Origin of the sequence: Nonomuraea sp. CA-218870 (genome assembly GCF_050936535.1) — a bacterium.
Taxonomy (GTDB): domain Bacteria; phylum Actinomycetota; class Actinomycetes; order Streptosporangiales; family Streptosporangiaceae; genus Nonomuraea; species Nonomuraea corallina.
In genome coordinates, this window is record NZ_JBNJMN010000001.1 from 2277256 (window position 1) to 2298127 (window position 20872).

General features: G+C 72.3%; 20 protein-coding genes and 1 pseudogene. 15 read left to right on the forward strand and 6 right to left on the reverse strand.

Going from position 1 to position 20872, the window contains the following annotated elements; genetic code table 11:
* The first annotated feature begins 154 nt into the window (after positions 1–154).
* The 5 genes from ACQEUU_RS11295 (at position 155) to ACQEUU_RS11315 (ending at position 4979) form a co-directional block, all read left to right on the forward strand.
* Positions 155–508, forward strand: coding sequence for a YraN family protein (locus ACQEUU_RS11295; RefSeq protein ID WP_433063932.1), 354 nt, complete (start codon positions 155–157; stop codon positions 506–508).
* On the forward strand, positions 509–2116 hold the full coding sequence (locus tag ACQEUU_RS11300; RefSeq protein ID WP_433063935.1) for a YifB family Mg chelatase-like AAA ATPase: 1608 nt from the start codon (positions 509–511) through the stop codon (positions 2114–2116).
* 20 nt (positions 2117–2136) lie between these two features.
* Positions 2137–3678: a DNA-processing protein DprA gene (dprA, locus tag ACQEUU_RS11305; protein WP_433063938.1), complete on the forward strand. Its 1542-nt coding sequence runs from the start codon at positions 2137–2139 to the stop codon at positions 3676–3678.
* Positions 3679–3736: 58 nt separating this feature from the next.
* Complete coding sequence (locus tag ACQEUU_RS11310; protein WP_433063941.1) at positions 3737–3910, forward strand: hypothetical protein; 174 nt, start codon at positions 3737–3739, stop codon at positions 3908–3910.
* A gap of 193 nt (positions 3911–4103) precedes the next feature.
* Complete coding sequence (locus ACQEUU_RS11315) at positions 4104–4979, forward strand: tyrosine recombinase XerC (RefSeq protein ID WP_433063944.1); 876 nt, start codon at positions 4104–4106, stop codon at positions 4977–4979.
* 123 nt (positions 4980–5102) lie between these two features.
* Here ACQEUU_RS11315 and ACQEUU_RS11320 read toward each other — a convergent pair whose 3' ends face one another.
* Positions 5103–6461, reverse strand: coding sequence for a carotenoid oxygenase family protein (locus ACQEUU_RS11320; protein WP_433063947.1), 1359 nt, complete (start codon positions 6459–6461; stop codon positions 5103–5105).
* Positions 6462–6552: 91 nt separating this feature from the next.
* Between ACQEUU_RS11320 and ACQEUU_RS11325 the strand changes: the two genes are divergently transcribed.
* The gene (locus ACQEUU_RS11325) at positions 6553–7089 is read left to right on the forward strand and encodes a PadR family transcriptional regulator (protein ID WP_433063950.1); all 537 of its coding nucleotides are present in this window, start codon (positions 6553–6555) and stop codon (positions 7087–7089) included.
* Positions 7090–7226: 137 nt separating this feature from the next.
* Here the strand turns inward: ACQEUU_RS11325 and ACQEUU_RS11330 are convergent, their stop codons facing one another.
* Both ACQEUU_RS11330 and ACQEUU_RS11335 read right to left on the reverse strand, forming a co-directional pair.
* On the reverse strand, positions 7227–8267 hold the full coding sequence (locus ACQEUU_RS11330; RefSeq protein WP_433063953.1) for a M23 family metallopeptidase: 1041 nt from the start codon (positions 8265–8267) through the stop codon (positions 7227–7229).
* Between the two features lie 187 nt (positions 8268–8454).
* On the reverse strand, positions 8455–9801 hold the full coding sequence (locus ACQEUU_RS11335; RefSeq protein WP_433063955.1) for an MFS transporter: 1347 nt from the start codon (positions 9799–9801) through the stop codon (positions 8455–8457).
* A 108-nt stretch (positions 9802–9909) separates the two neighbouring features.
* Between ACQEUU_RS11335 and ACQEUU_RS11340 the strand changes: the two genes are divergently transcribed.
* The 6 genes from ACQEUU_RS11340 (at position 9910) to ACQEUU_RS11365 (ending at position 15167) form a co-directional block, all read left to right on the forward strand.
* The gene (locus ACQEUU_RS11340) at positions 9910–10539 is read left to right on the forward strand and encodes an ArsR/SmtB family transcription factor (protein WP_433063958.1); all 630 of its coding nucleotides are present in this window, start codon (positions 9910–9912) and stop codon (positions 10537–10539) included.
* A 218-nt stretch (positions 10540–10757) separates the two neighbouring features.
* Positions 10758–11711: a 30S ribosomal protein S2 gene (gene rpsB / locus ACQEUU_RS11345; protein ID WP_433063961.1), complete on the forward strand. Its 954-nt coding sequence runs from the start codon at positions 10758–10760 to the stop codon at positions 11709–11711.
* Positions 11712–11973: 262 nt separating this feature from the next.
* Positions 11974–12807 carry a translation elongation factor Ts gene (gene tsf, locus ACQEUU_RS11350; protein ID WP_433063964.1) on the forward strand — a complete coding sequence of 278 codons (834 nt, stop codon included), beginning with the start codon at positions 11974–11976 and terminating at the stop codon, positions 12805–12807.
* A gap of 125 nt (positions 12808–12932) precedes the next feature.
* The gene (gene pyrH, locus ACQEUU_RS11355) at positions 12933–13631 is read left to right on the forward strand and encodes a UMP kinase (protein ID WP_408638189.1); all 699 of its coding nucleotides are present in this window, start codon (positions 12933–12935) and stop codon (positions 13629–13631) included.
* Between the two features lie 42 nt (positions 13632–13673).
* Positions 13674–14231 (forward strand): ribosome recycling factor, encoded by a 558-nt coding sequence (gene frr, locus ACQEUU_RS11360; RefSeq protein WP_270157132.1) that lies wholly within the window; start codon positions 13674–13676, stop codon positions 14229–14231.
* Positions 14232–14327: 96 nt separating this feature from the next.
* A complete protein-coding gene (locus tag ACQEUU_RS11365) occupies positions 14328–15167 on the forward strand; it encodes a phosphatidate cytidylyltransferase (protein WP_433063967.1) in 840 nt (279 codons plus the stop codon).
* 19 nt (positions 15168–15186) lie between these two features.
* On the opposite strand, the gene ACQEUU_RS11370 is transcribed toward ACQEUU_RS11365, so the two are convergent.
* Positions 15187–16200: a suppressor of fused domain protein gene (locus ACQEUU_RS11370; RefSeq protein WP_433063970.1), complete on the reverse strand. Its 1014-nt coding sequence runs from the start codon at positions 16198–16200 to the stop codon at positions 15187–15189.
* A 145-nt stretch (positions 16201–16345) separates the two neighbouring features.
* Here ACQEUU_RS11370 and rlmN point away from each other — a divergent pair, with 145 nt between their 5' ends.
* Both rlmN and ACQEUU_RS11380 read left to right on the forward strand, forming a co-directional pair.
* Complete coding sequence (rlmN, locus tag ACQEUU_RS11375; protein ID WP_433063972.1) at positions 16346–17446, forward strand: 23S rRNA (adenine(2503)-C(2))-methyltransferase RlmN; 1101 nt, start codon at positions 16346–16348, stop codon at positions 17444–17446.
* Positions 17447–17638: 192 nt separating this feature from the next.
* Entirely contained in the window at positions 17639–18208 is a 570-nt protein-coding gene (locus ACQEUU_RS11380; protein WP_433063975.1) for a DivIVA domain-containing protein, read from the forward strand.
* Positions 18209–18224: 16 nt separating this feature from the next.
* Here ACQEUU_RS11380 and ACQEUU_RS11385 read toward each other — a convergent pair whose 3' ends face one another.
* Complete coding sequence (locus ACQEUU_RS11385; RefSeq protein WP_433063978.1) at positions 18225–18803, reverse strand: TetR family transcriptional regulator; 579 nt, start codon at positions 18801–18803, stop codon at positions 18225–18227.
* 129 nt (positions 18804–18932) lie between these two features.
* Between ACQEUU_RS11385 and ACQEUU_RS11390 the strand changes: the two are divergent.
* Positions 18933–19478 (forward strand): annotated as a pseudogene (locus ACQEUU_RS11390) (VOC family protein); the annotation flags it as partial.
* A gap of 371 nt (positions 19479–19849) precedes the next feature.
* Here the strand turns inward: ACQEUU_RS11390 and ACQEUU_RS11395 are convergent.
* Positions 19850–20863 (reverse strand): AI-2E family transporter, encoded by a 1014-nt coding sequence (locus ACQEUU_RS11395; protein WP_433063981.1) that lies wholly within the window; start codon positions 20861–20863, stop codon positions 19850–19852.
* Positions 20864–20872 lie beyond the last annotated feature (9 nt).

A 20872-nucleotide genomic window follows, 5' to 3' on the forward strand; every position in this document is an offset into this window, starting at 1 on the left:
GAGGACTCGCGCCCCTTTTCGCCTTCTGCGTGCCCTCTGCCGGGGGTTCCGTCATCCACAGGCGGCGGTCCGCGAGGCAGGTTGTCCCCAGAACCACTTTCGGTGGCCGATCCGCCACGCTCCGTGCGTCAAGGTCGGTGCCCGGAGGTGGCACATGGCCGCGAAGAACGAACTCGGCAGACACGGTGAGCAACTCGCCGCCGACTACCTGCGCGCCGAGGGCATGACCATCATCGAGCGCAACTGGCGCTGCCGCCACGGCGAGATCGACATCCTCGCCGAGGACGGCTCCACCCTGGTGGTCGTCGAGGTCAAGACCCGATCGAGCGCGTCTCACGGCACGGCGCTGGAGTCCGTGCGCCCCGCCAAGCTGGCCCGCCTGCGCGCCCTGGCGGCCAAGTGGCTGTCCGCCCAGTCGCGGACGTACGCCACGGTCAGGATCGACGTGATCGCCCTGGAGCGCTTCGCGGGCGACTACTCGCTGCGTCACGTACGGGGGGCGTCGTAGATGACAGTCGCACGCACGCGCAGCGTCGCCCTGGTCGGCGTCACCGGCAGCTCGGTGGAGGTGGAGGCCGACGTCGGCAACGGCCTGGCCGGCATCCACCTCATCGGGCTGCCCGACACGGCGCTGAGCGAGGCCAGGGAGCGCGTCCGCTCGGCCATGGTCAACAGTCACTTCCCGTGGCCCGACGCCCGCATCACCGTGAGCCTCTTCCCCGCCAGCCTCCCCAAGCGCGGCAGCCAATTCGATCTTGCCATCGCGGTGGCCATCCTGGGAGCGGCGGGCGTGGTCCCCGCCGCCGGGATCGCGGCGCCGTTCTTCCTCGGCGAGCTCGGCCTGGACGGCCGCCTGCGCCCGGTGCGCGGCGTGCTCCCGGCGGTGCTGAGCGCGGCCAAGCAGGACGACGACGTCACGGTGGTGGTCCCGGAGGCCAACGCCGAGGAGGCCTCCCTGGTGCCCGGCGTGCGGGTGGTGCCCGCACCCGACCTGCGCCGTCTCGTGGAGTGGCTCCGCGCCGGCGACTTCCCGCCGTCCCCGCCCGAGCATCCCGGACGCTTCCGGCCCGAACGGCCCGAACGGCCCGGGCCGTCGGAGTACGGCGGGCCCGACCCCGGGGAGCGGGCGCTGCCCGTCCTGCCGGCCGTCCGGCCCCACGCCGACCTGTCCGACGTGGTCGGCCAGCCGATGGCCCGCAGAGCCCTGGAGGTGTGCGCCGCGGGCAACCACAACCTCTGGATGCTCGGCCCGCCGGGCACCGGCAAGACCCTCCTGGCCGAGCGCCTGCCCACTTTGCTGCCCGACCTCCACCTCGATCACGCCCTGGAGGTGACGGCGATCCACTCCGTCGCCGGGGCACTCCCGCCCGACAGCCCCATGGTGTTCCGGCCGCCGTTCATCAGCCCTCACCACACCGCCACGGCTGCGGCGATCGTCGGAGGCGGCAGCTCGACGGTCCGTCCCGGCGCGGTCTCCCTGGCCCACCGCGGCATCCTCTTCCTGGACGAGGCGCCGGAGTTCCCGTCCCACGTGCTCGACTCGCTGCGCCAGCCCCTGGAGTCCGGGCAGGTGACCGTGTCCCGCTCGATCGGCTCGGTCACCTTCCCCGCCCGGTTCATCCTCGTCCTGGCGGCCAACCCGTGCCCGTGCGCCCAGCCGCGGGACAAGGGCGGCGGCTGCGGGTGCTCACCCACCACCCGGCGCCGCTACCTGGGCAGGCTCTCCGCCCCGCTGCTCGACCGCATCGACATGAAGGTCACGGTGGCCCGCTCCTCCCGGCGAGAGCTCATGGCCGACCGCCAGTTCGTCGAGACCAGCGAGACCGTGGCCGAGCGCGTTCTCGCGGCCCGCTCGCGCGCCGCCGAACGCCTCGCCGGCACCCCGTGGCGGACCAACGCCGAGATCCCGGCCGCGGCCCTGCACTCCCGGTTCCGGCCGTCCGACGCGGCCATGAGACCCATGACCAGCTGCCTCGACTCCGGTTCCCTGAGCGCCCGCGGCCTCGACCGGGTCGTCCGCGTCGCCTGGACGCTCGCGGACCTGGCGGGCAAGCCCCGACCCGACGAGAACGACACCTCGGCCGCGCTCGCCCTCTGGCTCGGCCTCGACCCGTGACCCACCCCAGGAGGACCCACATGCACACCCCCGAGCACCAGGCCAGAGCCGCCCTCATGCGCGTGGCCGACGCTGGCGACACCGTCATGGGCGACCTCGTGTCCCGGCTCGGCGCTCCACACGCGCTGCAGACCCTGCGCGAGGGGGACACGCCACCCGGCCTCGCCGACGGCGAGCTGACCCGCCGCCTGCCGACCTGGCACGCCCGCCTGGCCGCCTGCGACCCGGCGGCCGACCTGGAGGCGGGGGAGCGGGCGGGCGCCAGGCTCGTCATCCCGGGCGACCCCGAATGGCCCACCCAACTGGACGCCCTCGACTCCGGCCGCCCGCTGGGCCTCTGGCTCCACGGCACCGCCGACCTGCGCTTCTCCTGCCTGCGCTCGGTCGCGGTGGTCGGCGCCCGGGCCGCCACCTCCTACGGCGTCCACGTCGCCGCCCAGTTCGGCATCGGGCTGAGCGAAGGCGGGTGGACCGTGGTGTCCGGTGGCGCGTTCGGCATCGACGGGGCCGCCCACCGGGGAGCGCTGGCCGCCGACGCCCCCACGGTCGTGGTCCTCGCCTGCGGCGTCGACTACTGCTACCCGGCTGAGCACCGCTCCCTGTTCGCCGGCGCCCGCGACCAGGGCGTGCTGGTCAGCGAATGCCCGCCGGGCGTCCGGCCGACCAGGGCCCGCTTCCTCATCAGAAACCGCCTGATCGCCGCCCTGTCCAGAGGTACCCTGGTCGTGGAGGCGGCCCTGCGCAGCGGCGCACTCAACACCGCCGGCCACGCCCTCGCGCTCGACAGACACCTCGGGGCCGTCCCCGGCCCCATCACCTCCACCCTCTCCGACGGCTGCCACCGCCTGCTCCGCGAGCGCAAGGCCGTCTGCGTCACCACCCCCGAGGAGATGATCGAGCTCGTCGGCGTCATGGGCGACGACCTGGCCCCCACCCCGCGAGGTCCCGCCCTGCCCCGCGACTTCCTGCCGGAGCGGACCAGGCGCGTCCTGGACGCCGTCCCTGGGAGGGTCAGCGCCGGCCCCGCCACCATCGCCGTGGCCGCCGGGGTGGACCTCGACACCGCCCTCAGCGCCCTGGGCGCCCTCGCGGCGGGCGGCTACGTCGAACGCACCGCCAACGGCTGGCGGGCCCGCACCCCGGCCTCCCCGGTCTACCCGAAGGCCGCACCCGCCCCAGACCCGGTCCGGCGTCCGGACCCCCACCCTCCGGCTCCCTTCCCGGCGGTGCTGGACAGTGAGCATCCTCCCCTGGCCCGAGTGGGCGAGTCCCGGCACGGTGCGGAGGACATCGAGGGTGGGATGCCGGGTTCATCTGCTGACGAGAACGCGCTCCCGGGCCGGCCTTCGGCTGAGGAGGGTGCGGAGGTCGGCGGTGGTGCCGTCCCCAGGGAGGATGCGGAGTTCGGCGGTGCTGCCGTTCTCGGGGAAGATGCGGAGTTCGGCGGTGCTGCCGTTCTCGGGCAAGGCACGGAGCCCGGAGGGACTGTCTCCTCGGCGGGGCGTCCCCAGCCTGGAGCGCAGATCACGCTGGTCCCGAGACCGCGACACACTGACGACTGAGCCGCTGGGTTGCCCGGCCTATGACCGAGACACGTCCAAGGCCACCTCATGGACGCGGGTGACTCTCTTCCTCGGTCGCTCGGTCACGACCGAGACACGTTCGACGGCGGCGTTGAGCGACAAGGCGTTGAGCGACAAGGCGTTGAGCGACAAGGCGTTGAGCGACAAGGCGTTGAGCGACCAATCGGCAGCGCGGTCGAGCGGGGCTGTGACGATCAGTCTTCGAGAGTGATCTATGCTCCCGGACGCGGGTCCTCGGCGCGCACGATACCGGCGCGGAGACGGAGTGAGAGGCGCGGTCGTGCGAGAACCGGGGGAGAACGCCCGTGCTGGAAGCCCTCAGCGGAAAGCGGTGTCATCGGGACGACCTGGGTACCCACCGAGAGGTGAGGGCGGAAGAGCGATGGACGGGAGACGCTGTGGGCGTGGATGAGGTGATCGGGGAGTACGAGTCGTACCTGCGGTTCGAACGGGACCTCTCGCCGCATACGGTCCGGGCCTACCTCGGTGACGTGAGGGCGCTGCTCGACCATCTCGGTGGAGGGATCGAGGGTCTGGACGTGAGTGCGCTCCGCGAGTGGCTGGCGGCGCAGCACGACGCGGGTAAGGCTCGGGCGACGCTCGCGCGGCGGACGGCGTGCCTGCGGACGTTCACCGCCTTCTGCCATCGGCGCGGGTGGCTCCCCGACGATCCCGGCCTGCTGCTGGGAACGGCCAAGGCCCCTCGCGCGCTGCCCGCCGTACTCGATCAGGAGCAGGCCCGGCAGGCCCTCGACGCGCCGTCCATCGGGGAGCCGAAGGAACTGCGCGATCAGGCCCTGCTGGAGCTGTTGTACGCGACCGGGATCCGGGTCAGCGAACTGTGCGGGCTGGACGTCGATGACGTGGACAGGGATCGGCGGGTCGTGCGGGTGCTGGGCAAGGGGCGCAAGGAGCGGGCGGTGCCCTTCGGCGCGCCGGCGCTGCGGGCGCTGGACAGGTGGTGCGTGCACGGCAGGCCCCTGTGGACGCGTGAGGGGAGCGGGCCCGCGCTGTTCCTGGGGGTGCGGGGCGGGAGGGTCGACGCGGGCACGGTCAGGCGCGTGGTGCATGCCCGGCTGCGTCAGGTGGAGGGAGCTCCGGACATGGGGCCCCACGGGCTCCGGCACAGCGCGGCCACCCACCTCCTCGAAGGAGGGGCCGACCTGCGCAGCGTCCAGGAACTGCTCGGCCACGCCTCCCTGAGCAGCACCCAGGTCTACACGCACGTCTCGATCGACCGCCTCCGCCGCGCCTACGACCAGGCCCACCCGCGCGCCTGACCACCGGTCGGCCTCTGCCGGGGGCGCTTCCTGATGCGATCTTCAGTCCAGGTCGTCCGGGATCCCTGCCAGGTAGCGTCCGGTCGCTGACGGTCTGGCCCTCGCGGAGATCCCGGGGCGCCGTCAGGACGTGGGGTCGTCCGGGAACCACGTGCCGTGGAAGCCCGCCGGAACGCCGCGCGGCAGCTCGACGGCCGCCACCGGTCCGGCGGCGACGTCGGCGGCGTCGAGCACGAGGAGCTGGGACGCGCTGCCGTCGAGCGTGGTGGTGATGGAGATCAGCCAGCCGTCGTCCTCGCGGCGCGGCCCGGAGGTCGCGGGCACGAAGACCGCCTCGCCGGTGACCGTCGACGGGGGCAGGGCGTGGCCGGTGACCTGCCCGCTGGACAGGTCGTACTTGACGAGCTCGGGGCCGGTTACGGCGTACAGGAAGCGCGCACCCCGGCCCACCCGTTCGTCGTCGAGCGTCGGGAACTCCACCGAGCGGTCGTCGAGCGCCTCCTCCTTGGCCACGCCGGTCGCCGGGTCGAGCGTCCAGCGGTGCAGCACGGCAGCGGCCGGAGAGGCGGCAGCGGCGGCGGCGGGTCCCGCCGGGTCGTCGGTGTCGCCGGCGGTGCCCCACATGGCGGTGAAGTCGGAGCGGGCATAGCGGACGGCGTTGAGGACGATGCGCCCGTGAGCGTCCTCGTGAGCGTCGCCGACGTGGAAGACGTAGCAGGGATCGACGTCGAACCAGCGCACGGGCGCGTCGGGCCGGTCGTGCCGCATGACGCCCAGACGTGCCCCGTACGCGTCGTCCCACTGGTAGGGCATGGTCTTGCCGACCAGTTCGGGCCGGAAGGTGAGCGGCAGGTCGAGCCAGACCACGTGGTGCTCGGTGATGGCGAAGTCGTGCATCATCGTCGCCCCGGGGACGGTGATCTCGCGGCTGTGCGCCAACTCGCCCGACGCGTCGAGCCGGTGGTAGGTCAGGTAGGGCGGGGTCATGCCGTACCCGAAGAAGTGCAGTTCGCCCGTCACGGGATCCTGTTTCGGGTGGGCCGTCATGGCCGTGGTGAGCCGCCCGGCGAAGTCGTGCGGGCCGACGGTGTCGAGCTCCGGCGTGACCTCGTACGGCAGGCCGCCCTCCTCCAGCGCGAGCATGCGGCCGGCGTGTCCGATGACGTGCGTGTTCGCGGTCACGACGGACAGGTCGAGGGTGCCGTCGGCTCTGGTCTCCGGTTGCCCGGCCAGATAGCGCGTGCGGACCCACCGGTTGCGGTACCACTCGGCGCGGCCGTCGCGCAGCCGCACCCCGTGCAGCATGCCGTGTCCGAGGAACCAGTGGTCGGACGGCCGGCCGGGCGGCGGGTTGGGGCCGTTGCGGACGTAACGGCCGGTCAGCTCGGGCGGCAGCGTGCCGGTCACGGGCAGGTCGGCGGCGTCGATCTCGTCCGGGACGGGGGTCAGGTGGCCGCTCATGTGGGCGGGGGTCTGTGTCATGTCAACTCCTCTGGACGTGGACCAGTGTTCACATATCCAATTGGACATGTCAATACGGACCTGTCCAATTGGAGGTGATATGATCGACGGCATGGCCCTGAGATACGCACTGCTCGGCCTCCTGGCGGAGCGGCCCGCGACCGGATACGAGCTGGCCAAGGAGTTCGAGGGCGACCTCGGCAGGTATGCGTGGCAGGCCGGTCACAACCGGATCTATCCGGAGCTGGCCCGTCTCGTGGACGAGGGCCTGGTCGAGCGTGCCGAGGAAGGCGCGAGGGGCCGCCGCGTCCACGCCGTCACCGCATCGGGCCTCGCCGCGCTGCGCGCATGGCTGCTCGAACCGTGGGAAGGCAGCACGGTGCGTAACGAGGGGGTGCTGAGGCTCTTCCTGCTGTCCGCGCTCGATCCCGGCGACGCCCGGAGGATCCTTCACGAGATCGTCGCCCAGTCCGAGAAGGAGATCATCCCGCTCAGGGACATCGTGTCCGGTGAGACGCCGGTCGTCGGGGAAGGTCGTCTGGCCCTCGGCTGGCTCGCCGCCGGTTACGGCCTGCGCCAGTACGAGGCGTCCCGAGACTGGGCCGTCTGGGCACTCGGCGAGCTCCACAAGGCGGACGGCGGGCGCTGAGCCGTTCGCCGGTTTCCGAGCGGCCGGCGATTCCGCCGCCCGCAGCTCGTTCTCGTTTGCGGCTCGTCACCGTCCGCGGTCACTGCGTCGGGTCGTCGGCCGCGGTGGTTACGTCGGGTGGTCGCCGTCCGGGATCGTTACGTCGGGCCGTCGCCGTCCGGGGCCACGACCTCGGGTGGTCGCCGTCCGTGGTCAGTACGCCGGTTCGTCTCGGCGTTGCCGGGCGCCGTGGGGGCCCGGTGATCCGGCTCCTTGCGGTGCTGACCTCTGCCCGACGGAGGGTGGGCCGCATGCCTGCCCCGGGACCGGCGTGATCTCGTACGGAGAAGGCGGAGCAGGAGGACGAGCAGGACAGGGGCGACGACGAGGGTCGCCAGCGCGAGCGGGCCCGGCAAAGGGACGGCGGTGGACCGGGGGATGAACGCCGGGAGCGGCTCGGAGGCCGGTGACCCACGACCTGGTGACTCGGGGACCTGCGCCGGCGGGGTGGTGACCGGCGGGCGCCGGGGCGGGGCCGCGGACGTTGCGGACGACCAATAAGGCAGGAGGCGGACGCGGGCGGCGGACAGCAGGAGGAGAGGGTCGAGATACGTCTCGCCTTCGCGGAGCCCCCAGTGGAGACAGGACTCCGGGCAGTGCGGCGGGGTGGGGGCGAGGTCGCCGAGGTGATCTCCTGCGGCCACAGGGTCACCAGGGCGGACTGCCGGGGCGACCGGCAGGTAGGTGGTTCGCAGGCCGCCCGGGTGGTCGACCGTGACGACGCCTCGGCCTGCCACGGAGCCCGCGTAGCCGACCGTGCCCGGCCCGGCCGCCAGGACCGGGGCGGCGGGTGGCGCGGCGAGGTCGACGCCTCGGTGACCGGCCAGCCAGGGGGCGGGCGGTGGTGAGAACCGGCGGAGAATCCTGAGATCCCCGTCCAAGGGCTTTCGCCAGCTCGGCCGCGCCGGTGAGGCCCGAGGCGCGGCCAACGAGGACTCCGTGCGGCGGGGCGGGGCGGCGCGTGGTCGGGTGGTGTCGGCCGGGGTGGTCAGGGGCGGGGCGGCGCGTGCTGGTGTGGCGGTGTCGGTTGGAGTGACGGAGGGTGGGGTGGCACGTGCCGGCCGCGTGGCGTCCGCCGGGGTGAGGAAGGGCAGCGCTATGGCGAGGACGAGGGCGGCCAGGGCGGTGCGAGGAGGCATGCTCGCGAGTGTGCGGTTCGGCGGGTGGGCGGAGCCGGGGCGAGCGCGGTTCTGTGGACGACGGCGGTGGATGGCGGTGGGGCTGTGGACGAAGAGCGCGGTCCGTGCGGAGAAGGCCGGACCCGGCTGATGTGGGACCGGGCGACAGCCCGGAGGGATGGTCGTACCGGTGAACGCGGTCACCGCGCTAGACGAGGGGCTGGCGCTTGGTGATCGTGCGGTCGGCCTCCGCTGAGGAGCCCAGCGGCACGGAGGCCGCGCCGGACCGCCCCTTCCCCGGGCGGGAGCGCGGCCAGGGGACGGCGCGCGGCGGGGACGGGGGGCGCAGGGGTGAGGCCCAGATCCAGAGGACGGCGGTCGCGATGCCGGCCGCGCACAGCAGGATCACCGGGCGCAGGCCGAGCACCTCCGCCAGCGCCCCGCCCGCGAGCGCGCCCAGCGCCATCACGCCCTGGACGGCGAAGGTCATGGTGGCGTTGACCCGGCCGTGCAGTTCTTCCGCCGTGTCGCGCATGATGACCCCGCTCATGCACGAGGCGAACGCCACCACGATGGCGCCCGTCGACGCCCCTGTCACGCCGAGCACCGCGACCTTCCACCACAGCGGCCCGTCCAGCAGCCCGACGACCAGGATCTCGATGGGGAAGAACAGCACCGATCCCACCAGCACCTTGTTCTCGCCGTGCCGCTTGACCAGGCGGGTGGTGCCCCAGGCGCCCAGAATGCCGCCGATGCCGCTGAGCGCGGTGAGCGGCCCGATGAGGCCCACCGGGATGCCCAGGGTGTGCAGCATGTAGAGCATGGCGACGGCCACGTACGCCATCGCGAAGAAGTTGATGGTCACGCCCGCGCCGAGCAGGGCGCGGAGCACGGGCCGGGAGATGGTGACCCGCAGCCCTTCGGTCATGTCGCGCCACAGGCCGCGCGAGGGGGCGGGCTGCCGGTCCTCGGGGGTGCGGATGGTCCGCAGGAGGATCGCGGAGACCAGGAACGAGATCCCTTCGACCAGGATGGCCAGCGGCGCGGTCAGGACCTGCACCAGCACGCCCGCCAGGCCGGGACCGGCTACCGAGGCGACCGAGTAGGAGGCGTTGAACCCGGCCATCGCGGCGGTCCTCTGGTCAGGGGGGACGAGCGCGGCCACGTACGGGAAGTTGACGGCTCTGAAGAGCACCGCCGCCGTGCCGATCACGAGGGCGACGGTGATCAGCAAGGGGACGGTGAGCACGCCGAGGACCCACGCCAGCGGCACCGTGAGGGCGGCGGCGCAGGAGACGAGCTCGCAGCCGATCATCAGCGGCCGGTAGCGGCGCAGGCGGTCGGCGATGGCGCCGGAGTGCAGTCCGAACAGCAGGGCAGGCACGGCGGCGGCGGCCGTCAGCAGGCCCATCTGGAAGGGGGAGGCGGCCAGCAGGGTGATCGCGGTCAGCGGGACGACGATCTTGGAGACCTCCGAGCCGGTGATGGAGATGGTCCGCGCCGACCAGAGCAGCCGGTAGTCCCGTTGTTCGCGCAGCGGTGCGGGCTGGTTCATGGGTCGCCTCCCCGGAAGCGTGAAAGAAATCCTTCAGGATGTATGAAAGTAATCCTTCAGAGATGTGAAGGCAACCCTTCACGTCTGGGCCGCGATACCTTGGGGCGCATGGACACGGAGGGGCTCAGCGATCCCCTGGCGATGCGGGCCCTGGCACATCCGGCCCGCCTGGCGATCCTGGGCAGGCTGCGCATCGAGGGCAGCGCCACCGCCACAGAGGTGGCCCGGAGCGCCGGCATCACCCCCAGCGCCGCCAGCTACCACCTGCGGATGCTGGCCAAGTACGGCTTCGTCGAGGACGCCCCGCCGCGGGGCGACGGCCGTGAGCGTCTGTGGCGCTCGACCGACACCCCTCTCGCCATCGACCTGCAGCCTGAGGACGGTCCGGACGTACGGGAGGCCAAGAACCTCCTGATCCGGGCGTTCCGCAGGGAGGCCGACGACGAGCTGGAGCGCGCGCAGGCCGCGTTCGACCACGAGCCCGAGGAGTGGCGTGAGGCCACCCGCTTCACCCGGGCCACGCTCCGGCTCGACGCCGCCGAGCTGGCCCGCCTGGCGGAGGAGATCGAGAGACTGATCGAGCCGTACGTGGCGCGCCGGCGGAGCCCGGAGGACGCGCCGGAGGGCGCGCGCCTGGCCGAGGCGCAGATCAACCTCTTCGCGCGCGTCCGCAGGCGGGTCCCGGGCCTGCCCACCGAGGACCATGACGCGACCCGGGGCCGATCGGGGTCCCGTTGACCTCATCGGTCAGGCGGGGGTGGCGCGGGAGGTAGACTTTTCGATGGCCTGTGACCGCAGGCCGACTTCGCATGCCCCGTCGCAGACCGCTCCGTCGGTCCGGGCTCTGCCCGGCTGGAGTGGTTTCGGGGCATCAGGGCGGTGCCGACCGGCCACCGCGACACAACCGAGAATCGCGCCCGGCCGCGGCCGGGGCGCCCAACCTGGAGGACCAGCTCATGGCCCCCGTCGTCACCATGCGACAGCTGCTCGAGAGCGGCGTTCACTTCGGACACCAGACGCGTCGCTGGAACCCGAAGATGAAGCGCTTCATCTTCACCGAGCGCAACGGCATCTACATCATCGACCTGCAGAAGTCGCTGTCCTACATCGACCGTGCCTTCGACTTCGTCAAGGAGACCGTGGCCCACGGGGGCACGATCCTGTTCATCGGCACGAAGAAGCAGGCCCAGGAGGCCATCGCCGAGCAGGCCGCCAGGGTCGGCATGCCCTACGTCAACCAGCGCTGGCTGGGCGGCATGCTCACCAACTTCTCCACCGTGCACAAGAGGCTGCAGCGCCTGAAGGAGCTCGAGGAGCTCGACTTCGACAACGTCGCCGCCTCGGGGCTCACCAAGAAGGAGCTCCTCATGCGCCGGCGCGAGAAGGACAAGCTGGAGCGCACGCTGGGCGGCATCCGCGACATGGGCCGCGTGCCCAGCGCGGTGTGGGTCGTCGACACCAAGAAGGAGCACATCGCGATCAGCGAGGCCAAGAAGCTCGGCATCCCGGTGGTCGCGATCCTCGACACCAACTGCGACCCCGACGAGGTCGACTACCCGATCCCGGGCAACGACGACGCGATCCGCGCCGTCGGCCTGCTGACCCGCGTCGTGGCCGACGGCGTGGCCGCCGGGCTCATGGCCCGCTCGGGCGCCTCCCGCGGTGACGAGAAGCCCGCCGCCGCCGAGCCGCTGGCCGAGTGGGAGCGCGAGCTGATCGAGCAGGGCGGTGGCGAGCAGGGCGAGGCCAAGCCGCAGGAGACCGCCGAGGCCGCGCCGGCCGCCGAAGAGGCCCCGGCCGCCGAGGCTGTCGAGGTCGCCGAGGTCGCCGAGGTCGCCGAGGCTCCGGCCGCCGAGGCTGCCGAGGCTCCGGCCGCCGAGGCCAAGCCCGAGGACGAGAAGCAGGCCTGACCTGCCCGTGCCGCGTCCGGACCTTCCCGCCGCCGGCCGTGCCCGACTCCCGGGCACGGCCGGCGCGGGCCGGGCGGCGGCGGTCCTGGACCCCCTCCCCGACGGGGCGGGCGAGCAGGACGTTCCGGGCCCGCTCTGACGGGCACGGGACGCGTACCGGCTTCTGTGCGGCACGCGGTGCCGTAACGACAGGGGTGGGTGCCCGAGCGGCGGCGCCCGCCCGACGCACGACGACATCACCGACATCCCACAAGGAAAAGCAATGGCTTCCGTGAACATGGCCGACGTCAAGCGGCTCCGCGAGATCACCGCCGCCGGCATGATGGACTGCAAGAAGGCTCTGGAGGAGGCCGAGGGCGACTTCGACCGCGCGATCGAGCTGCTCCGTCTCAAGGGCGCCAAGGACGTCGGCAAGCGCGAGGCGCGCACCGCCTCCAACGGCCTCGTCGCGCTCCAGCAGGACGGCGACTCCGCCGCGGCCCTGCTCGAGCTCAACTGCGAGACCGACTTCGTGGCCAAGGGCGAGCGCTTCCAGGAGCTCGCGGCCCAGGTCGTCGCCCACGTGCTGGCCACCAAGCCGGCCGACGTCGCGGCGCTGCTGGAGTCCTCCTTCGACGGCAAGGCCGTCAAGGAGCACCTCGACGCCGCCAACGCCGCGCTCGGCGAGAAGATCGAGATCCGTCGCTTCGCCGTGCTCGAGGGCGGCTACGTCGGCGCCTACATGCACAAGACCGACCCGGCGCTGCCGCCGACCGTCGGCGTGCTCGTGCAGCTCGACAAGCCGGCCGCGGACGTGGCCAAGGACATCGCGCAGCACGCCGCCGCCATGGCCCCTCAGTACCTCAAGGCCGACTCCGTCCCCGCCGACGTCATCGACAAGGAGCGCAAGCTCTTCGAGGAGATGACCCGCGAGGAGGGCAAGCCCGAGGCCGCGATCGGCAAGATCGTCGACGGCCGGGTCAAGGCCTGGTACAAGGACTTCACGCTGCTGGAGCAGGCCTTCGTCAAGGACAACAAGAAGTCCGTGGGCAAGTACGCCGAGGAGAACGGCGTGCGGGTCCAGGCCTTCGTCCGGTTCAAGGTCGGCCAGGCATAGGCTGGAGCCAGTTCTCCAGTTCCACGAACCGCCTAGAGAGGGAGGCCGCCGCCGTGCAGGACAACCAGGAGCCCGCCACGACGGCGGCCGCTCCGGCTCGGAACCAGCTTCGCTGGAAGCGGGTGATGCTGAAGCTGTCCGGTGAGGCGTTCGCCGGCGGCGAGCCGCTGGGCATCGACCCCGTCGTCGTCGATCACCTGGCCGACTCGATCACCGAGGCGGTGCGCGAGGGCGTCCAGGTGGCGATCGTCGTCGGCGGGGGCAACATGTTCCGCGGCGCCACCCTGTCCGAGGGCGGTATGGACCGCGCCAGGGCCGACTACATGGGCATGCTGGGCACGGTCATCAACTGCCTGGCCCTGCAGGACTTCCTTGAGCGGCGGGGCGTCGAGACGCGGGTGCAGACCGCGATCACCATGCAGCAGGTCGCGGAGCCGTTCCTGCCGCGCCGGGCCATCCGCCACCTGGAGAAGGGGCGCGTGGTCATCTTCGGCGCGGGGCTCGGCTCCCCGTACTTCTCCACCGACACCGCGGCGTCCCAGCGGGCGCTGGAGATCGGCGCCGAGGCGTTGCTCAAGGGCACGCAGGTGGACGGGATCTACGACTCCGACCCGCGCAAGAACCCGGACGCGGTGCGCTTCGACCAGCTCGACTACGGGGAGGTGCTGCTCCGTGGCCTCGCGGTCATGGACGCCACCGCGATCAGCCTGTGCAAGGACAACGACCTGCCGATCGTGGTCTTCGACCTGATGGGCGAGGGCAACATCCTGCGAGCGGTCCGCGGTGAGAAGATCGGCACGCTGGTGAGTCCCGCAGGCAAATGAGGTGTGAGCCCGACACCGCCAGCTAGAAGACAGGGAGCCGCTGTGATCGACGAAACCCTCCTCGAAGCCGAGGAAAAGATGGACAAGGCCGTCTCGGTCGCGAAGGAGGACTTCGCGAGCATCCGGACGGGCCGGGTCACCCCCGCGATGTTCAACAAGATCAACGCCGAGTACTACGGCACGCCGACGCCGATCCAGCAGCTGGCGTCGTTCCATGTGCCCGAGGCTCGCATGGTGCTCATCCAGCCGTACGATAAGAGCTCGATGGCCGCGATCGAGAGGGCCATCCGCGACTCCGACCTCGGCGTCAACCCGACCGACGACGGCCAGGTGATCCGCGTGACCTTCCCCGAGCTGTCGGAGGAGCGCCGCAAGGAGTACATCAAGGTCGCCAGGAACAAGGGCGAGCACGCCAAGGTGTCCATCCGCAACATCCGGCGCTCCGCCAAGGAGACGCTCGACAAGATGATCAAGGATGGCGACGCGGGAGAGGACGAGGTCAGGCGGGCCGAGAAGGAGCTCGACGACCTCACTCAGAAGCACGTCGCCAAGATCGACGAGCTGCTGAAGCACAAGGAAGCCGAGCTGCTCGAAGTCTGAGCGGCCCGCTGCCGGCGGGCGCCCGCAGCGGACCGTCGCAGGTAGCGCATCTACGGCCCTCGCCTGACGGCGGGGGCCGTGGCCTATGGAGAAGTCTTGGAAGAACGAACGGCCGGCCCCAGCCCCGGCGGCGGCAGCCGCACCGGCCGCAATCTCCCCGCAGCGATCGGTGTCGGCGCCGGCCTGGCTGCCTCGGTCCTGATCACCCTCTACACCGTCAAGGAGCTCTTCCTCCTGGTGCTCGTCGCGGCGGTCGGCGTGGGCGTGGTGGAGCTGGTGCGGGCCTTCGCCACCCGCGGCATCCGGGTCCCGGCCGTGCCGATCCTGGTGGGGCTCGCCGCGATGCAGGCGGCGGCCTACTGGGGCGGCGGGGCATGGCTGCTCGGCACGTTCGTGGTGTTCGCGTTCGGTCTGCTGGTGTGGCGGATGTTCGCGGGCGGCACCGACGGCTACGTGCGCGACGCGACGGCCTCGGTGTTCATCCTGTTCTACCCGCCGCTGCTGGCGGGGTTCGCGGCGCTGCTGCTGGCGCCTCCCGACGGCAACGACCGGGTTTTGATCTTCATCGCGGTCACGGTGGCCAGCGACATCGGCGGGTACGCGGCGGGGGTGCTGTTCGGCCGCCACCCGATGTCGCTGATCAGCCCGAAGAAGACCTGGGAGGGCTTCGGCGGCTCTGTCCTGGCCTGCACGCTCGTCGGCACGTGGCTGGTGACGTGGCTGCTCGGCGGCGAGTGGTGGCAGGGCGCGCTGATCGGCGCGCTGGCCGCCGCGCTGGCCACGGTGGGCGACCTGGTGGAGTCGATGATCAAACGGGATCTCGGCATCAAGGACCTGGGCACGATCCTGCCGGGCCACGGCGGGCTGATGGACCGGCTGGACTCGCTGGTGTCCACGCTGGTGCCGGTCTGGCTGCTGCTCGCGCTCTTCGTATGAGCCGAGGAGATCCGGCGGGCTAGCCGGTGAGGGCCTCACCGGTGATCGGGGTCAGCCAGAGCCACCGTACGGCCTCGCCGCCGAAGGCGAACCCACCCATGGGCGGCATGTCCGGCGCGTCGGCCTGCATGAGCACCCCCGAATACTGAGGCCCCAGCGGGAACGTGTCCGGCTCGTGGTACCACTTGGCGGTGTGGCCGTGGCCGAGCCAGGTCACCGAGTGCCACGGATACTGCGCCAGCCACACCAGCAGCAGCGCCGCCTCGCGCGGGTCCTCGCGGGTGGCCACCGCCAGCTCGATCCTGGCGTACGCGCCGGGCTGGTCGATCCACTGCTCCACGGTCGGCATCCGCTGGCAGCTCATCCCCACCGTCGACAGCACGCTGAACAGCCGGTCGCCGTGCGGCGGGCGCTCGGTGATGCCGACGGTCGGCAGCCGGTCGCCGCCCGCGTCCCAGTAGCGTCCGGCCGGGCCGAGCACCCGGTCCAGATGGCCCATCACGAACTGCTGGAACGACGGCCACGACCCCTCGGAGTAGCGCCAGCGCCAGTAGGACTCGGCGTTGGCCAGGCGGGGCCGCAGCCCTTCGAGCGCCTCCGACAGCGCCCAGGCGAACGGCGACTCGCCCACCGCGTCACGGGCGTAACCGGGCATGCCGCGGTGCATGTCGGCCCAGCCGGGGATGACGGCCAGCAGGTCGTCCTCCTCGTAGAGCGCGACCCCGTCACCCTCCTCGAACCAGAGCGGCGTGAGCTGCCCCAGCGGCCGGCGACCCGCGGGGTGGAGGGTGTTGGCCCGCGGCATCAGCGGCGGCAGCCCGGCGTTGATGCGGGCCAGGTCGACCACGGCGGGCGCGGGCCGGTGGTTGGCCAGCCAGCACGCGCCGTGCACGGTGCCGTCAGAAGAGCACAGGTAGGCGACCGAGGCGTCCTCGTCGCGCTCGACCACGAGCATCCGGCTGCCGTACGGGCTGCCGGCGGTGAGGACGACCTCGGTGTGCCCCTCGCCTGACGCAGACCGGAAAATCGTCATACGGGGAAACTGTAGATCGGCACCTGACCCTCGTGCGAGCCTTGACCGGATCCGGAGCGCCGGGCGGCCGCCACGGAATTCGCCCCGCCGGGCAAGCGTTCACTACCCTGGTCGCCAATCCCCGTGACAAAGCAGAGGCAGGATCGTGTCCCAGCAGCCAGGCCAGCTCACCTTCGTCGCCCCGCGCAGGGCCAAGCCGGCTCGCCACCTCGCGGACCTGTCCATGGCCGACCGGCGCGCGGCCGTCACCGAGCTGGGGGAGAAGGCGTTCCGCGCCGACCAGCTCTCCCGCCACTACTTCGAGCGGCTGACCACCGACGTGGAGGCGATGACCGACCTGCCCGCCGCCTCCCGCGACAAGCTGTCGGCGCTGTTGCCGCCGCTGCTCACGTCGGTGCGCGAGCAGACCACCGACCGGGGCACGACCCGCAAGACGCTGTGGCGGCTGTTCGACGGCGCGCTCGTCGAGTCGGTCCTGATGCGCTATCCCGACCGGGTGACGATGTGCGTGTCGTCGCAGGCCGGCTGCGGCATGAACTGCCCGTTCTGCGCCACCGGCCAGGCCGGGCTGACCCGCAACATGTCCACCGCGGAGATCGTGGAGCAGGTGGTGGCCGGGGCCCGCGCGCTGGCGGCGGGCGAGGTGCCGGGCGGCCCCGGCCGGGTCAACAACGTGGTGTTCATGGGTATGGGCGAGCCGCTGGCCAACTACAAGCAGGTGATCCAGGCGGTGCGCCGCCTGGTCGAGCCCGTCCCGCACGGGCTGGGCATCTCCGCCCGCGGCGTCACCGTCTCCACGGTCGGGCTGGTGCCCGCGATCGGCAAGCTCGCCGAGGAGGGCCTGCCGGTCACGCTCGCGCTGTCGCTGCACGCCCCCGACGACGAGCTGCGCGACACGCTGGTGCCGATCAACACGCGGTGGAAGGTGGCCGAGGTGCTCGACGCCGCCTGGGCGTACGGGGCCAGGACCAAGCGGCGGGTGTCCATCGAGTACGCGCTCATCAAGGACGTCAACGACCAGGAGTGGCGGGCCGACCTGCTCGGCAAGCTCGTCAGGAACAAGCTCGTGCACGTCAACCTGATCCCGCTCAACCCGACGCCCGGCTCGAAGTGGACGGCGTCGCGGCCGGAGGACGAGCGGGCGTTCGTCAGGCGGCTGGAGTTCCACGGCGTGCCGGTGACGGTCCGCGACACCCGCGGACGCGAGATCGACGGCGCCTGCGGCCAGCTCGCCGCCGCCGAATAGCCCACGCCTCCCGGCGGACAGCTCGTCCCGGGCGGGGATGCCGGCTCCCGGATGACGGATGAATCACGTCTTCGGCGGGGCAGGGACACGCGGGCCGGCCTCATGGTGGTCTTACCGTGACGGCCGGGACTCGCGTGACCGTGGTCGTTGATCGCACAATAGAGGGCGACCCCCTGGCAGGATCCCGAAGGAGTGGGCTTGAACCGCTTTCCGCGCGTCATGGGTATGCGTTCAGGCTACGACCCCGCCGAGGTCGACGCTCTGATCGAGCGGATCGAGGCCACGCTGGGCAGGGGCGCGCTCGACCTCGAACCCGTCACCGCCGACGAGGTGCGCTCGGCCACGTTCACCTCGCGCCGCCGCGGCTACCAGGAGACGGCGGTCGACTTCGCGCTGGAGGCGTTCGTGGTGGCGCTGGAGACCATGGCCAAGCGCCCGGTGGCCAAGCGTCCGGTGCGGCCGGCCCTGGCCGAGCCCACCGGTGAGCTGCTGCGCGAGGAGTGGTTCGAGAGCCAGGCGGCGCGGGTGGAGAAGGTGGTGTTCCGGCCCGGCCGTCTCGGCACCGGCTACCACGAGGACGAGGTCGACGCGTTCCTCGACCGGATCGTGGCGACGCTGCGTGACACCACCGGCCACCCGGTGACGGCCGAGGAGGTGCGCGAGGTGAAGTTCGCCACCGTCGTGTTCAGGCCGGGCTACCTGATCGCCGACGTGGACGCCTTCCTGGCGGGCATCGCCGACGTGCTCGAACAGCGCGGCTGACCCGCGGGCGGGCAGGTCACCGGCCCAGGCCGGACTCCAGGCGCGCCAGCGCCCTGTCGATCTCGGCGGGCCCGTCCATGCCGGGGGTGGCCGCCCACTCCGTCCACACCATGGCGACGACTCCGAGGACCGCGCCGACGGCGTCGCGGACGGCGGGGTCGCCGGCGTCGAGGCCGGCCCTGTCGGCCGCGGCCGCGCGGATCTCGCGGATCAGCCCGGGGCTTCTGCGCAGGTTGGCCACGAGCAGCTCGGGCACGGTGGCGGCGAAGACCTCCCGCGCGTGCCCGGCGGCGATCTCCTCGCCGGACAGGGCGGCGAAGGCCGTGCGGAACGCGCCGCGCAGGACGGTGACCGGCGGGCCGGGCGGCTGACCGGCCAGGGCCTCCACGAGGGCCGGGAACCGGTCGAGCGTGACCAGGTCCTCCTTGGCCGGGAAGTAGCGGAAGAAGGTGGCGGGGGAGATCTCGGCGGCCTCGGCGATCTGCTCGACGGTGGTGGCGTGGTAGCCGCGCTCGCGGAAGAGCCGGAACGCCTCGCGCAGGATCGCCTCCCTGGTCTTCGCCTTCTTGCGCTCGCGCAGCCCGCCCTCCGCCATGGCGGCACCCTATCGTACAGACAAAAGATGGTTTACTCTCAACTGAGAGTCACTATCACTTTGGAGCGCGGAATGACGATCAACGGGCTGCACCACGTCGGTCACGTCGTCCGGGACCTGACCCGCGCCATGGAGACATACCGGCAGCTCGGCTTCACCGTGTCGGCGCCGGCCTACCCCGTCCTGCCGGGCATGCCGGAGCCGTTCGGCCTGGTCAACGCCCATGTGCACTTCCCGCGCGGCTTCGTGGAGCTGGTGGCCGTGACCGGCGGCGTGCCGACCGGGGCCCGGCCGATCCCGCTGCGGGTGCCGGAGGACAGGCGGCCGGCGTTGACGGCCGCCATCCGCGCCACCGCCGCCAACCTCACGGCCTTGCTCGACCGCTTCCCGGGCGTGCACATCGTCCTGGCCGACACCTCCGACCTCGACGGCCTCGCGGCGCGGCTGACCGCCGCGGGCGTCGCCCACGGCGGGGTGCACACCGTCCAGCGGCCCGTCGAGACAGCAGCGGGGACCGTGCTGGAGCCCGCGCGCTACCTGGAGATCTCCGGCCCCGGCCTGCCGCCGGGCCGCGTGCCGGAGGGCAGGATCGGCTTCGCCGAGAACGCGCCGGTCGAGGACCCAGCAGGCCGGCGGCACCCCGGCCATCCCAACGGCGCGACCGGGCTGGCCGGGGTCGTGCTCTGCGCCGACGACCGAGGGCTGCCCGAGCTGGCACGGCGCTACGCCACGTACTTCGGCCAGGAGCCGACCGGCCCCGGCGACCGGGCGGGCGTGACGATCGTGGCCGCGTCGGAGCTCGCCCGCCTGCTGCCGGGTGAGCGCCGCCGGGCTGCCCGCCTTCGCCGCCTACGCGGTGTCCGTACGCGACGTCGCCGCCACCGCACGGCTCCTGACCGGCAACGGAGTCCCCGTCACCCGGACCGGCCCAGGAGAGCTGTTCGTCCCGGCCGCCGCCGCGCTGGGCGCCGCGATCGTCTTCCGCGAGCACACCCAGGAGGAACAGGACCGGCGGGGCCCGGCGTGAACAGTGCGGAGCAGGACGTTCAGGTGCGCGCCGGAGTCCGGGCGTCGCCTTCGCTGAAGTTCTCCCGGTTCAGCAGGGCCACGATCACCGAGGCCACCGGAGAGGCCAGGAAGGCGCCGGCGATGCCGAAGATCAGGCTGCCGAGCGCGATCGAGATGAGGATGACCGGCCCCGGCAGGTCGAGCGCCTTGCCGTAGATCTGCGGCGCCAGCACGTGACCCTCGATCTGCTGCACCAGCACGGTGACCCCGACCACGATGAGCGCGATCAGCCAGCCCTTGGACACGAACGCCACCACCGCCGCCAGCAGCCCCGCCGTGAACGCGCCGACGATCGGCAGGAACGCCCCCACCCAGGTCAGCACCGCCAGCGGCACCGCGATCGGCACCCCGAGGATCCACAGCGCCATGCCGATGAAGAACGCGTCCACCGCGCCCACGAGCGCCACCCCGCGGATGTAGCGGCCGATGACGCCGAACGCGATCGGCCCGGCCACCCGCAGCCGCACCCTGGCCCGGGGCGGGAACAGCCCGGTCAGCCAGTGGTACAGCCGGTCGCCGCCGTGCACGAAGTAGACGCCCAGGATGACCGCCAGCACGGCGCCCACGACGATCTCGGTCGCCGTGCGCACGCCGGCCACCGCCCCGGTGGCGAGCTGCTGCTGGCGCTGCTCGGCCCACGCCTTGCCCTGGGCGAGCAGATCCTGGAAGTCCAGCCCGAACTGGGAGGCCAGGGCGTGCAGCTGCTGCAGGATCGTGCCGACGCTGGCGCGCAGCTCGGCCAGGCCGCTGACCGTGGGCGGCACGAGCAGCGCGAACAGCCCGGAGGCCAGCAGGAGACCGCCCACGAAGGTGATCGTGGTGGCGAGCGACCGGCCCAGCCCGCGCCGTATCAGCCAGTGCGCGGGCGGCGCCAGCAGCGCGGCGACGAACAACCCCAGGATGATCGACAGGACCACCGTGCCCACGTGGGACAGGCAGTAGAGCACCACCGCGGCGATGCCCAGCCAGCCCAGCGCGCGCCAAGGGTCCATCGTCGCCTC